At 67.5% G+C, this 13,437-nt stretch carries 16 protein-coding genes; 13 read left to right on the top strand and 3 right to left on the bottom strand.

Features of this window, described 5'->3' with window-relative positions:
* Nucleotides 1-57: 57 nt before the first annotated feature.
* From TVH25_RS12510 to TVH25_RS12460, 11 genes are all read left to right on the top strand, one after another.
* Nucleotides 58-1,167 (top strand): NAD(P)-binding domain-containing protein, encoded by a 1,110-nt coding sequence (locus tag TVH25_RS12510; RefSeq protein WP_422424315.1) that lies wholly within the window; start codon nucleotides 58-60, stop codon nucleotides 1,165-1,167.
* Nucleotides 1,164-2,237, top strand: coding sequence for a S1C family serine protease (locus tag TVH25_RS12505; protein ID WP_422424310.1), 1,074 nt, complete (start codon nucleotides 1,164-1,166; stop codon nucleotides 2,235-2,237). The genes TVH25_RS12510 and TVH25_RS12505 overlap by 4 nt, the downstream gene beginning before the upstream one ends.
* Nucleotides 2,238-2,289: 52 nt before the next feature.
* Nucleotides 2,290-2,934, top strand: coding sequence for an FMN-dependent NADH-azoreductase (locus tag TVH25_RS12500; protein ID WP_422424308.1), 645 nt, complete (start codon nucleotides 2,290-2,292; stop codon nucleotides 2,932-2,934).
* A gap of 296 nt (nucleotides 2,935-3,230) precedes the next feature.
* Nucleotides 3,231-4,868: an ATP-binding cassette domain-containing protein gene (locus TVH25_RS12495; protein ID WP_169651878.1), complete on the top strand. Its 1,638-nt coding sequence runs from the start codon at nucleotides 3,231-3,233 to the stop codon at nucleotides 4,866-4,868.
* A complete protein-coding gene (locus TVH25_RS12490; RefSeq protein WP_422424307.1) occupies nucleotides 4,869-5,243 on the top strand; it encodes an RNA-binding S4 domain-containing protein in 375 nt (124 codons plus the stop codon).
* A 178-nt stretch (nucleotides 5,244-5,421) separates the two neighbouring features.
* On the top strand, nucleotides 5,422-5,799 hold the full coding sequence (locus tag TVH25_RS12485; RefSeq protein WP_169651879.1) for a VOC family protein: 378 nt from the start codon (nucleotides 5,422-5,424) through the stop codon (nucleotides 5,797-5,799).
* 92 nt (nucleotides 5,800-5,891) lie between these two features.
* Nucleotides 5,892-6,167: a helix-turn-helix transcriptional regulator gene (locus TVH25_RS12480; protein WP_378601923.1), complete on the top strand. Its 276-nt coding sequence runs from the start codon at nucleotides 5,892-5,894 to the stop codon at nucleotides 6,165-6,167.
* Nucleotide 6,168: 1 nt separating this feature from the next.
* Nucleotides 6,169-6,705 carry a hypothetical protein gene (locus TVH25_RS12475; protein WP_169621151.1) on the top strand — a complete coding sequence of 179 codons (537 nt, stop codon included), beginning with the start codon at nucleotides 6,169-6,171 and terminating at the stop codon, nucleotides 6,703-6,705.
* Complete coding sequence (locus tag TVH25_RS12470) at nucleotides 6,702-7,592, top strand: ABC transporter ATP-binding protein (RefSeq protein WP_169621152.1); 891 nt, start codon at nucleotides 6,702-6,704, stop codon at nucleotides 7,590-7,592. Before TVH25_RS12475 ends, TVH25_RS12470 begins: the two co-directional genes overlap by 4 nt.
* The gene (locus tag TVH25_RS12465; RefSeq protein WP_169651881.1) at nucleotides 7,589-8,782 is read left to right on the top strand and encodes an ABC transporter permease; all 1,194 of its coding nucleotides are present in this window, start codon (nucleotides 7,589-7,591) and stop codon (nucleotides 8,780-8,782) included. Before TVH25_RS12470 ends, TVH25_RS12465 begins: the two co-directional genes overlap by 4 nt.
* Nucleotides 8,783-8,864: 82 nt before the next feature.
* Complete coding sequence (locus TVH25_RS12460) at nucleotides 8,865-10,373, top strand: carboxyl transferase domain-containing protein (RefSeq protein WP_422424306.1); 1,509 nt, start codon at nucleotides 8,865-8,867, stop codon at nucleotides 10,371-10,373.
* A 15-nt stretch (nucleotides 10,374-10,388) separates the two neighbouring features.
* Here the strand turns inward: TVH25_RS12460 and TVH25_RS12455 are convergent, their stop codons facing one another.
* The 3 genes from TVH25_RS12455 to TVH25_RS12445 form a co-directional block, all read right to left on the bottom strand.
* Entirely contained in the window at nucleotides 10,389-11,480 is a 1,092-nt protein-coding gene (locus tag TVH25_RS12455) for an NAD-dependent epimerase/dehydratase family protein (protein WP_422424305.1), read from the bottom strand.
* 180 nt (nucleotides 11,481-11,660) lie between these two features.
* A complete protein-coding gene (locus TVH25_RS12450; RefSeq protein ID WP_378528858.1) occupies nucleotides 11,661-12,407 on the bottom strand; it encodes an RES domain-containing protein in 747 nt (248 codons plus the stop codon).
* Nucleotides 12,404-12,796 carry a hypothetical protein gene (locus tag TVH25_RS12445; RefSeq protein ID WP_169621156.1) on the bottom strand — a complete coding sequence of 131 codons (393 nt, stop codon included), beginning with the start codon at nucleotides 12,794-12,796 and terminating at the stop codon, nucleotides 12,404-12,406. Before TVH25_RS12445 ends, TVH25_RS12450 begins: the two co-directional genes overlap by 4 nt.
* A gap of 32 nt (nucleotides 12,797-12,828) precedes the next feature.
* On the opposite strand from TVH25_RS12445, the gene TVH25_RS12440 reads away from it, so the two are divergent.
* A complete protein-coding gene (locus TVH25_RS12440) occupies nucleotides 12,829-13,137 on the top strand; it encodes a hypothetical protein (protein WP_422424316.1) in 309 nt (102 codons plus the stop codon).
* Nucleotides 13,134-13,437, top strand: a 304-nt coding sequence (locus tag TVH25_RS12435) for a tyrosine-type recombinase/integrase (protein WP_422424314.1), incomplete at its 3' end; no start/stop codon positions are given. The genes TVH25_RS12440 and TVH25_RS12435, both read left to right, overlap by 4 nt.

The raw sequence follows: 13,437 nt of genomic DNA, 5'->3' as shown, positions 1-13,437 counted from the left end.
GCACGCCTCCCGATGTCACGGCATGATGGAGGGCAACCATCTGCGGAGAGGCCGGTGATGACGTCCGAAGGCAACACGGAGAACACGACGCCCGTCGACGTCGTCGTGATCGGTGCCGGGCAGGCAGGCCTGTCGGCCGCGTATTACCTGCGGCGGTTCGGGCTCGAACCCGAAACGGGGTTCGTGGTGTTCGACCGGTCGTTCGGCCCCGGCGGCGCGTGGCAGCACCGGTGGCCTTCCCTCACGTTGAACACCGTCAACGGCCTGCACGACCTGCCCGGGTCCGCGTTCTCCGACGCGGTCGACACCGGCTCCGGTGAAGTGCCCGCGTCGTCGGCGGTGCCCGCGTACTACGGCGCCTACGAGAAGGAGTTCGACCTTCCCGTACACCGCCCCGTTCAGGTCACGGTGGTGTGCAACCGGGGCGAACGCCTGCGGGTGGAGACCGATACCGGCGTGTACTCGGCGCGGGGACTCATCAACGCGACCGGCACCTGGGAACACCCGTTCGTCCCGTGGTATCCGGGTGCGGCGCGGTTCCGGGGGCAGCAACTCCACACGAAGGACTACCGCGACGCCGAGCAGTTCCGTGGACGGCACGTGCTCGTCGTGGGCGGGGGAATCTCCGCGGTGCAGTTGCTCGACGAGATCTCGTTCGTCACCACCACCACGTGGGTGACTCGACGCGAACCCGTCTGGCGCGACGAGGAATTCACGCCCGAATTCGGACGGACGGTAATCGCGGCCGTGGAGGACCGGGTGCGCCACGGATTACCTCCCGGTTCGGTCGTCTCCGTGACCGGGCTTCCCGTCACACCCATGATCCGGGCGGCACGCGAACGCGAAGTGCTCGACCGGTTGCCGATGTTCGCCGAAATTACCGAGACCGGTGTCCGCTGGCCCGACGGAACAACCCTCGATGTCGACGTAATCCTGTGGTGCACCGGTTTTCGAAGCTCACTCGACCATCTGGCGCCGCTCGGCCTGCGCAATCCCGGCGGGGGAATCACGATGACGGGACGGCTCGCGACGCAGGTCGCCGCCGACCCGCGAATCCACCTCGTCGGCTACGGCCCGTCCGCGTCCACCATCGGCGCCAACCGCGCCGGGCGGGCCGCGGCACGTGAACTCGTCGACCATCTGACCACCGGAGCTGCGGCGTTGTGAGACGGCGCGGGGGGTCGGTCCTGGTGGTCGCGTTCGCAGCCGCGACCAGCCTTCTCGCCTCCGCGCCCGAAGCCGTCGAGATCGCGCTCCCTCCCCCGCCGCCACCGATCCCGGCGCCGCCGCCCACGCCACTGGCGCCCGACGAACTCGCCGCCCGTACCGTGCCGGTCGTCGTGACCATCGACGCGAGCCGCGGATGGACGGGAACGTCCGGAACGGGAATCGTTCTCACACCCGACGGCACGGTGCTGACCAATCATCACGTGGTCAGCGGAGCGACCGACATCACCGCGGTGAGCGCGGCGACGGGACTGATCTACGACGTCGACGTCATCGGGTACGACAGTGCACGCGACATCGCCGTACTCCAGCTCGGCACCGCGAACGGCCTTCCCGCGGCACCGGTCGCCGACGCTCTGCCACCGGCAGGAACTCCCGTCACCGCATTCGGGAACGCGGACGGCGGCGGCGTCGTGGTCGCAGCGGCGGGCACCGTCATCGCGGCCGATCGCAGCGTGATGGTCCGCGACTCCACCGAGGGCTCCCGCAAGCGACTCACCGGAATGCTGCAGACCGACACCCCGATCCGCCCCGGAGACTCGGGCGGTCCGCTCGTCGACCATTACGGCGCGGTGGTCGGAGTCAACACCGCCGGCGCGATCGAACGTGAGCAGCAAGAACCGTCCGAGTCCGCACCGGAGGCGTATGCCGTCCCGATCGCGGAGGCTCTCGCCGTCGTCGAGCAGGTCCGGACCGGGGTCGGCACCGACACCGTGCACGTCGGCCCCACACCACGACTCGGTCTCGGCGTCACCACCGCCCGAGCGGACGGCGCCGACCGCGGGGCCGAAGTGCTGTGGGTGTCGTTCGATACCCCCGCGTATCGCGCCGGCCTCGAAGCCGGCGACGTGGTCGTTTCCTTCGGAGGCGACACGGTGTCGTCGACGACCGACCTCGAGCAACGGCTACGAACCCGGAAACCGGGTGACACCGTCCGGATCGAATGGCTCGACGGGGACGGCCGTTCTCGTACGGCCGACGTGGTTCTCGAAGACGGCCCCGCCCGCTGATCCGCAGAACGCCGTAGCGTGGGGCGACACCGCACCGGAACCCGGAGGGCACATGCCTCGACTTCTGCACCTCGATTCGTCCGCCGACCTCGACGCCTCGGTCTCACGCGAACTGACTCGGTTGTTCGTCGATACCTGGCGCGCAACCGGTTCCGGTCACACGGTGATCGAGCGGGATCTGCACCGATCGCCGCTCCCCCACCTTCCGGACGCCGCGCTGCACTACGCGGCGCGGCTGCGCACCGGTACGGAGCGGCCCGACCCGGCGGCCGAGGGTCTGCAAGCCGAACTGATCGCCGAGCTGACGGGCGCGGACGCGGTGGTGATCGGTGCGCCGATGTACAACTGGTCGATGCCGTCCTCGCTCAAAGCCTGGATCGACTACATCCACGTACTCGGCACCACAGTGCCGTTCGATACTTCGGACGCACCCCTCGCGGGCAAGCCGGCGGTGATCGTGTCGAGCCGAGGAAACACGTACGCTCCCGGAACTCCGGGCGATGGAACCGATTTCGTCATACCTCCCCTCATGCAGGTCCTCGGCACCTCGCTCGGCATGTCGGTATCGGTGGTGACGGCGGAACTCACGCTCGCCGATCGCCTGACACCGCTTGCCCCGTTCGCCGGCCTCGCGGCGGAGAGCCTTGCCGCCGCCCGGGACGCAGTGCGCACTCTCGCGACGAGCCTGGCCCGGTGAGGACGAGCAGGACGCCTGGCCCACACCGGTGAGGTTCCTGGGGGGATGCTCCTACAGCGTGCTCTGCGCACTGTCGATCGGGGTGTGGGTGATTCCTCGACTGGTAGCGACGGGGTACCCGCCTGGCACACGTCGAGGGGCATGAGCAGATTCGACGCGCGGTCACGGTGTCGGGGGACACGTCGGCTTCGCCGGATCGCAGATCGACGACGAAGTGTGCGCTCGGCCGTGACCACATCCGGGCCGGTACAGACCCGTGGCGGAAGACGGAATCGTCGCAGCGGGATACTCGACACGTGAGCGCAACACTACGTATCAGCGGCCTGTCCACCTCGAGAGGCGAACGCACGCTGTTCGAAGGCCTCGACCTCACCGTCGCACCGGGGGACGTGATCGGGCTGGTGGGCGCGAACGGCGCCGGCAAATCGACGCTGCTCACGACACTGGCCGGGCTGGGGAACGCGGACGTCACCGGATCGATCGTGCTCAGTCCGCCCGACGCGACCGTCGGATACCTCGCCCAGGAACCCGAGCGCGTCCCCGGCGAGACGATCCTGGATTTCCTCGGCCGGCGCACCGGCGTGACGGACGCCGAGAACATCATGAACGCGGCTGCCGAGGCGCTCGGCGAGTCGGATGTCGACGATTACACCCCGGCACTCGAGCGGTGGCTCGCGCTCGGCGGTGCCGATCTCGCAGAGCGCGCCGAGAAGGTCGTGTCGGATCTGGGACTCGGGGTCGGGCTCGACGCACCGATGACCGGGCTGTCCGGCGGGCAGGCGGCGCGCGTCGGACTCGCGGCGCTGCTTCTGTCGCGCTACGACGTGCTGCTTCTCGACGAACCCACCAACGATCTCGACCTCGCGGGGCTGGAGCAACTCGAGCGTTTCGTCGCGGAGACACGCACCGCTCTGGTGGTGGTGAGCCACGACCGCGAATTCCTCGCGCGGACCGTGACGGGCATCGTCGAACTCGATCCCGTCCAGCAGCAGATCTCGGTGTACGACGGCGGTTACGAGGCGTACCTCGTCGAGCGCGAGGTGGCACGGCGGCACGCCCGCGAAGAGTACGAGGAATTCGCCGACACCAAGTCGCAACTCGAGGACCGTGCGCAGATGCAGCGCAACTGGCTCGAACACGGAACACGGAATGCTCGGCGGAAGTCGAAGGACAACGACAAGATCGGAAAGAAATTCCGCGCGGAGGCCACCGAGAAGCAGGCCGCAAAAGCGCGTCAGACGCAACGGCGCATCGAACGCCTCGATGTCGTCGAGGAACCCCGCAAGGAATGGGAACTGCGGATGGAGATCGCGGCGGCACCGCGCAGCGGCACGGTCGTCGCAACGCTCGACGACGCGACGGTGCGACGCGGTGATTTCACCTTCGGTCCGGTGACCACCCAGGTGCAGTGGGGGGACCGGATCATCGTCACGGGCCCGAACGGGGCGGGGAAAACCACACTGCTGCGATTGCTGCTCGGCACCCTCACCCCGGATTCCGGGCGCGCGAGCCTCGGTTCCGGAGTCCAGGTCGGCGAGATCGATCAGGCGCGCGGACTGTTCGAAGGCGACGAGCCTCTGGTCGAAGCTTTCGGCCGGCAGGTCCCGGAGTGGCCGGACGCCGACGTACGTACCCTGCTCGCCAAGTTCGGACTCAAGGGGCACCATGTCCTGCGACCTGCGGCGTCGTTGTCGCCGGGCGAGCGGACACGGGCGGGGTTGGCGCTGCTGCAGGCGCGCGGTGTGAACCTGCTCGTGCTCGACGAGCCGACCAACCACCTCGATCTCCCGGCGATCGAGCAACTCGAGCAGGCGGTCGAGAGCTTCGACGGCACTCTCCTGCTGGTGACGCACGATCGCAGAATGCTGGACACGACGCGCAGCACGCGGCGGTGGCGGCTCGAGGACGGACGGCTGAGCGAGGAGTTGCTGTAGATGAGCGGAAGCGTGCGGGTGGACAGCTGGACGTGGTCGGTGCGGCTGTTCAAGACGCGGTCGGCGGCGGCATCGGCGTGCCGCGCCGGGCACGTGAAGGTCGACGGCGTGACAGCGAAGCCGTCGACACCGGTGACGATCGGCACCGAGGTCCGCGTGCGCGCGCACGGGGTCGAAAAGATCGTCGAGGTCACGCAACTGGTCAACAAGCGGGTGGGTGCGCCCGTCGCCGCGACCGCCTATATCGATCACAGTCCACCGCCGCCGCCGAAAGAGATTCTCGCGGCGATCCCGATCCGCGATCGCGGCGCGGGTCGGCCTACGAAGAAAGATCGCCGCGAACTCGACCGGATCCGCGGTTTCCAGGACGACTGACAGGGGTCGCCTCGAATGGGGCCGTGGGCTTCGTGCCGGTCATCGGACGGTACTCGACTCCCCCGAAAATCCGGTCCCGTCGTACTCGGGTCGCTACGATCACGGGCAATTCGGCTGCCGGGGGCCGGCGAATCTCGGGTGGCCTCCCCGACGCCCACGAGGGGGAGGCGGTTTCATCATGGCGTGTCGAATCAGCGAGTTGGTGCTCGACTGCAGGGAACCCGAGGTGCTGGCGCGGTTCTGGTGCGAGGTCCTGGACTTCGTCGTGCTCGATCGTGACGAAGACGGACTGGAGATAGGACCACGCGAAGGATTCGGCGGCGCGCAACCGACCATCATCCTGAGTCGGACGGATAAACCCGAGCCCGCAAAACCGCGCCTGCACATCGATGTCAACGCCACCGACCGTGATCAGGACGCAGAACTCGAACGACTGCTCAGCCTCGGTGCACGCCCTGCCGACATCGGACAGACGGGCGACGAGTCGTGGCACGTGCTCGCCGATCCCGAGGGCAACGAGTTCTGCCTTCTGAAGACTCGCCTCGAGCCCCTCTGATGCACGTGCTGACGCCACGACCGCCGGGGCCGTGGCGGGAGGGCGAGTTCTCCGTATTGACAAATCGTTGGGTTTTTACAACACTTTGTTCCATGAGTCCGGTACGCCGTGGGGAAACGCTCCCCATCTTCAACCGCATCCGCGTTCTCCGTGCGGAACGCGGCATGAGCCGAGCCCAACTTGCCGAGCTCATCGACGTGAACCCCCAAACGGTGGGCGCACTCGAGCGCGGAGACCACTATCCGAGCCTGGATCTCGCTTTCCGGATCTGCGACGTCTTCGGCCTCCCGGTCGAAGCGGTCTTCTCGCGCACCGAGTTCACCCCTTTGTCGACCGAGCTCTACAGACCCCATACCAAGGAGGCCTGACATGTCCACCGCGTCGCTCATCGACCGGTACGAGGACTACCGCACCCGCCGGTTCCTCACGCACGAGGCCACATTCGCGAAATGGCTGCCGGCATGGCGCACCCGGCACCGTCGCCGCATCCTCGCCGGTGCCGTCGTCGCCCTGATCTCGGCGATGTTCGTCATCTCCGTGGCAACCTACTTCTTCCCTGTCGTCGCCATCGTGTGGCTGGCCGTCGTGTTGGTATTCCTGCCCACGTGGACGTGCCTGCAGATCGTCTCGGGGCGACAATCCGACGCACCCCGGCATGCCCTCGACGAGCGTGAGATCGCCGAACGCAACAGCGCCCGCTCGATCGGCCTCTCGGTGGCGCAGAGCCTGCTTTTGATCCCGATCTTCGCGCTCCTGTGGAGCCCGCCGTTCGACTTCATCGATCACAAAGCACTGTGCTACTCGGCGGGTGGATTCGCTCTCGCCGCAATACTTTTCAGTGGATGCCTCCCGGCAGTGCTGCTGGCGTGGACCCGACCCGACGACGACCCGGAGGACCAACTATGACCCTCACCATCGACAATCTCTCGAAACGTTACGGCTCCACGGTCGCCCTCGACGGGGTGAGCTTCGAGGTGCAGCCCGGTGAACTGTTCGGGTTCGTCGGCAGCAACGGTGCCGGCAAGACCACCACCATGCGCATCGCGCTGGGAGTGCTCGCCGCAGACGGCGGAGAAGTCCGGCTTTCGGGCAAGCCCGTCGATCTCGACGTCCGCCGCACAATCGGGTACATGCCCGAGGAACGCGGGCTCTATCCGAAGATGAAGGTCGGTAACCAACTGATCTATCTTGCTCGGTTGCACGGGCTTTCGAAGCGCGATGCCACGGCGGCGATGCAGCGCTGGACCGAAAGGCTGGGCATCGCCGAGCGGATCGGTGACACGGTCGATTCACTGTCTCTCGGCAATCAGCAGCGCGTTCAGCTCGCCGCAGCGCTCATACACGATCCCGCCGTCCTCGTTCTCGACGAACCGTTCTCGGGTCTCGATCCGGTCGCCGTCGATGTCATGAGCGAGGTTCTCGTCGAGAAGGCGAACACCGGTGTCCCGGTGATCTTCTCGAGCCACCAACTCGATCTGGTACAGCGACTGTGCGAGCGCGTCGGCATCATCGTCCATGGACGCATGCGCGTCGTCGGTGCCGTCGACGACTTGCGCGCCGAGGGTGCTTCCCGTCTGGTCGTGCACGCTCCCGACGCCCCCGCCGGCTGGGCCGACGGCCTGCCGGGTGTCTCCGGCTCGGAATACACAGAGGGTCGCACCGTGCTCACCATCGAGCCGGGCACCGACGACCAGCAGATCCTCAAAACTGCGCTGTCCACCGGACCGGTACACGAGTTCTCCTTGCAGCAACCGTCCCTGACCGACCTGTTCCGAGAGGTGGTAGCCGCATGAGCGCCCCACTGAGCAACTCGCACGCGATCGGCCTGGTGGCGCGCCGCGAATTCGTCACCCAGGTGCAGAAGAAGAGCTTCGTCATCAGCAACGCGATCGTGCTCGCTGCGATCGTCGTCGGCATCGTCGCGATGTCGATCTTTTCCGGCGGCGAGGACGACCGCCCCACCGTGGGTGTCGTCTCCGGCTACACCCTCGGCACGACGCTCGGTTCCATCGGCGACGCCGTGGGCACGCCGATCGAAGTCTCCACCGTGCCCGACGCCGACGCCGCTCGCGAGCAGGTAGGTGCGGGCAGCCTCGACGTCGCCCTCGTTCCCGGCGGTGACGGTACCGTCACCGCGATCACCGAGTCCGATATCGACGCCGATCTCAAAGCACTCATCGATACCGCGGTCGTGCAGGAAGCCCAATCCGCGGCGCTGTCCACCCGCGGAGTCGACCCCGCGGAGATCGCTGCGGCCGCTGCTCGCGCAACCGTGGTCGTCGAGGCCATCGAACCTCCCGACCCCGAACAGGGCCAGCGGATCATCCTGGCGACCGTTTCGGTACTCCTGCTGTACTTGCAGATCCTGCTGTTCGGAACGTATGTCGCGATGGGCGTGGTCGAGGAGAAGTCCTCGCGTGTCGTCGAACTTCTGCTCTCCACCCTCCGGCCGCTGCAGCTACTGTGGGGCAAGATTCTCGGCATCGGTGCCGTCGGCCTCCTCCAGCTCACCGCGTACGGCGTCGTGGGTGTCGGCGCGTCTGTCGCCACCGGGACGCTCACCATCACCGGCACCGCGATCGGTGTGCTGGCCGGCACGCTCGGCTGGTTCATCCTCGGCTTCGCGTTCTTCGCCGTGCTCTACGCCGCAGCGGGGTCGATGGTGTCGCGGCAGGAAGACGTGAACTCCACGTCCGGCCCGTTGATGATCGTCATCATCGCGATGTTCTTCGCGGCGTTCTCTTCGATCGACGACCCGGAAGCCTCGTGGAGCACGACCCTGAGCTGGATCCCGCCGTTCTCGGCAATCCTCATGCCGCTCCGCATCGCGGCAGGTGTCGCGACTCCGGTACAGATCGTCGGCACCGTACTGCTCATGGTCGCCGCGACGGCACTGCTCAGCCTCGTAGCGGCGAAGATTTACCAGCGTTCGATCCTGCGTATCGGCCGCACGGTGACGTGGAAGGAAGCACTCGGCCGCTGATCGCACGGCGGTACACCGAAGCTGGACGAGCGCCCGCCTCGTATAGGTTTGTTCCACAGCATGATCGACAGGTGGAGGCGACGTGGCGGGCACCAAGATCTCGGCGCAGGATTTCATCGACAACGTGGTCGACCCGGGAAGTTTCACCTCGTGGGATACCACCCCGGTAAAGGTCCACGCCGACGAGAAATATCAGGCGGACCTCCGTCGCGCCGCCGAGAAGTCCGGTACCGACGAATCGGTTCTCACCGGAACGGGCACAGTGCACGGTCGCCGCGTGGCGCTGATCGCATGCGAGTTCTCCTTCCTCGCAGGGTCGATCGGCGTCGCGGCGGCCGAGCGGATCGTGACCGCGATCGAACGCGCCACCGCCGAGCGTCTCCCCCTGCTCGCCTCCCCCACCTCGGGAGGCACCCGAATGCAGGAGGGGACGCTCGCGTTCGTACAGATGGTGAAGATTGCCGCTGCCGTCGCAGAGCACAAGGCATCGCACCTGGGTTACCTTGTCTATCTGCGTAATCCGACCACCGGAGGAGTCTTCGCGTCGTGGGGGTCGCTCGGGCACGTCACCGTGGCCGAACCCGGGGCGCTCGTCGGTTTTCTCGGACCCCGCGTCTACCAGGCGCTCTACAACGAACCTTTCCCGGAGGGCGTGCAGACCGCGGAAAATCTCTACCGCAAGGGCGTGATCGACGGAGTCGTTCCGCTCCGCGGCGTCCGGCAACTGGTGCACCGGCTTCTGCGCGTGCTCGTCGAACCGGATCGGCCCGACACCAGCACTTCTCGCGCCGTCACCACCGTCGACGACGTGCCCGACATCCCGGCCTGGCAGTCGGTCATGCTCAGCCGCAGGCCCGAACGCCCGGGGATCCGTGAATTGCTCCGGCACGCCGCGTCGGCTCAGGTACGACTGTCCGGTACCGGGGAAGGCGAGTCCGATAAGACGGTGTTGTTGTCGCTGGCGCGTTTTCGCGGGGTGTCGTGTGTGATGTTCGGGCAGGACCGCACCGGCCAGTCCGCGTCGAGCACGATGGGACCCGGCGCGCTGCGGGAAGCACGTCGCGCAATGCGGCTCGCCGAAGAACTCCGACTCCCCCTCGTTCTCGTCATCGACACCCTCGGCGCGTCGTTGTCGAAGGAGGCCGAGGAACGCGGACTCGCGCCCGAAATCGCCCGCTGCATATCCGATCTCGTGACCTTGTCGACGCCGACCGTGTCGGTGCTGCTCGGCCAGGGCACAGGCGGGGGTGCGCTCGCGTTGCTGCCCGCCGACCGTGTGCTGTGCGCGCAACACGGGTGGCTCGCTCCGCTGCCACCCGAGGGAGCCAGCGCCATCGTGCACCGCGACACCACCCATGCCCCGCGCATGGCAGAAGCACAGGGAATCCGCGCGCGGGACCTGCTGCGTGACGGGATCGTGGACGGGGTGATTCCCGAACGACCCGACGCGAGCGAGGAACCGGTGGAATTCGTGAAGCGAGTCGGTGCCGCCGTCGCACGCGAGCTCACCGAACTGGCCGGGGAGCCCGCCGACCGGCGGTACAGCCGCCGAATCGGCCGGTATCGCCGGTTGGGTCTTCCGGCGGAGTGAGCCTCGCCGGGCGGATCAGGGACGCACACCCACCCCCGTCGCGACCTCCTCCACACGGCCACGCAGGCTGTCGGCCACCAAAGGCGGGGTCGGCGCTCCGGCACCTTCCCGCAGCCCGGAGACGAACTCCGCGAGCACATCCAGCGGCTCGGCCGACGGCGACCAGCCGAGTTCGGTCCGAGCGCGCGTGCAATCCATCAGTGGTAGCCGAAGGACGGTATCGAGAAGCCCCGGATCGGCCGGCGCGAGATGGGTATGCCAGGCCGCGGCGACGGCAGAGCGAATGATCCCGCGCTTGACCGGCACCACCCGCGCGCCCAGCACTTCCGCGAACGAGTGGGCGTCGACCGGCGGATCCGCCGCGATGTTGAACGCACCCCGGACGGGCCGCAGGACGGCACGCACGTAGGCATCCGCCGCGTCGTCGGAATGCAGGATCTGCATCCGCAGCCCCGGCATGTCCGGAACGACCGGAATCGCAGGCAGCAGCGAGCCCGGTACGAACGGCCCCGCAAAGATCCGTCGCTGCGCTGTGGCAGAGCGTCGCTGGAAGATGAACCCGGGCCGCATCCGGACGAGACGGATCTCCGGATGCTCGAGTTCGAAGGCGTCGTACCACCGCTCGAGATAGGCCTTCTCCCTCGGATACGCCGCGCCCGGCCATCCGTGGGTGGGCCACGTTTCGTCGACGCGCGGTTCCTCGACTCCGGGATCCGAAGTGGGGCCTGGCGAATAGGCCCCGACAGACGACGCCACCACGATCACGGGCACCTGCGCCTCCGCTGCGGCGGTGAGTGTCCGGATCGTGCCCAGCACGTTGTTCTCCCACGTCGTCTCCGGTTTGTGCGTGGGTTGGAACAGCCAGGCCAGGTGGACGAGCGCGTCGGCGCCGCGCAGCGTCTCCGCGAGATCGTCCGACGCGACATCGACAGGCGCGAAGGTCGATTTGGGGACCGCCCAGTCGGTCGGGCGACGGGCAATGCCCAGGACCGATTCCACGGCGGGTTCCGCCCCGAGGGCGCGAACCACTGCGGTGCCGACGTTGCCGGTCGCGCCGGTGACCACCACGTGCATGCCGGAAGAGCTAGCTTTCGAGTGTTCGGTCATGCTTCCGAGTACCCGGCGGGTGCGACGTAAACCTGCGGCTACCGCGCACCGCTGTCACGATTCCGGAACACCGAGCCGCGCCGAGGTGCCGATAAGGCACGCACTCTTATATCACCGCCCGAGCTGCGATTCCCCCACGCGGGGTGGTTGTCTGCGCTGCGCAACTGTGCCGCCGGGGATTCAGTCGTCCTCCCAGATCAGGTTGTGCAGGCGCATCGCTTCGATCAGGTCGGGGTCGTGTTCCTCGACGGGGCCGTAGTCCAGGACCGTGATGTTCTTGCTGACCGGTCCGTCACCGGGACGTTCGTACAGCGCCCAGAGCACCAGTCCGTCGCCGTGCCGGGAGTCGAATTGGATGCCGGCCACCGGCTCACCGTCGGGATCGGAGAGGGTGTTGACCCACTGGGAGATCGCCTGGGTGAGGGCGCGCGGGCGGCCGTCGCGGATCGCCGCGGTGTCGAGGTCGAGGAGGCCGTGCCGGATCGCGTGGGGCCGGAAGAGGGTTCGCAGGGTGGCCACCGACTCGGTGTCGCCGGGCACGACGAACCATCCGCTGATCGCTCCGCTGCCGGTGACCCTGCTCGACATCCACGACCGCGGGATACGACCCGGTTCGATGGTGGGGAACTCATCTGGCTCGTCGTCGACGATCTCCTCGAGCGCGGCGCTGAGCTCCTCGCTCCTGCGCGCGTAGGCGAGGACCTCGAGGTAACACGACAGGCGGGTCGCGCCGACGTACAGGGTTCGCCACATCCCCGCAGGATCGTCCCAGCGGCCGGTGAAGCGCCCGTCGGTGGCGAACTCCCACGGTGTCCACTCCCACGAGGTCGGCGGGTAGCCAACGCGGTAGGCGACCACGCCATCGACGTGGAAGCAGCGGACATCGCCGCGCGGGGTCGAGATCAACGATCGATCCGGTGCGTTCATCCGACCGCCGCGAACTGCCGGGCAGCGGCAAGGACCTTCGGGCCGACATCGGACAGATCGCCCTCGCGCAGCAGCAGCGCCGGCGGACGGTCGTCCAGGATCGGGTTCAGACCCTGGAACCAGGTCTGGGCCACGGCGGCGGTATCGCGCTCGACGATCAGCCGGGCGACACGGTAGGCGATACGGAGGCGTTCGACGTCGGTGTCGTTGTTGATGGTGCGGGTGCCTTCTGCCCACTGGCGCACAGCGCGGGTTTCTTTCACCTTCCCCAGGTACGCGACCAGCTTGGCGCCGAGCAGCTCACGCAGCGCCGTGACCAGCTCCGATTGGGTCATTCGGGCGGCGTCGTTGTAGGCGGCGAGGTCGGGTCGTGGGTGTGCGGTTGTCATGGCATCCACCTCCTGATTACAGGATAAATCACATGGTCGGTACCGTCCATGTTCCCACCCGGGCCGCCACCTCGCAGGCGAAGCACCGACCAGGCCCCGGACCGGCAGAGGACCGAATCGAAGAAATCGGCCGATCAGGGGAACCATGCCGGCTTCCCGCACCTCTCGCCGACACGCACTCCCCAGCCTCGATCCTGCGCTGCTGGTCGACCTGGAACGCCCTGGGCAGCTACCTGTTCACCTCGGATCTGATCGTTGCCGACCCGATGGATGCGGTCCTGCGCCCCAAGGTCGCCAAGACCGTACCGAAGGCCTTCGATCAGGACGCGGTCAGAAACTGATCACCGCGCTGACCACAGACGAGGACGACAACGCACACGCCTGGCGAGAGCGCGACCTCGCAATCGTCCTCACCGCACTGCTCACCGGATGCCGCCTGTCCGAACTGGTCACCCTCAATATCGGGGAATTCCGCAACCTCGACGACACGGGTCGACTCGAGTCGATTACCCTGCACGGCAAGGGAAACAAGCAACGCGTCCTCACCGCCGAGCCCGCACTCGTCGACGCGCTCACGTCCTACCTCGACTCGCGCCTGCAGCGATTCCCCGGCAGCGGCAAGGCCCGCACCTCCCCCCACC

This window comes from Rhodococcus sp. 7Tela_A2 (assembly GCF_049311045.1).
Classification (GTDB): domain Bacteria; phylum Actinomycetota; class Actinomycetes; order Mycobacteriales; family Mycobacteriaceae; genus Rhodococcus.
Note: the sequence above shows the minus strand (reverse complement) of the source record. Positions and strands in the feature narration are given on the sequence as shown.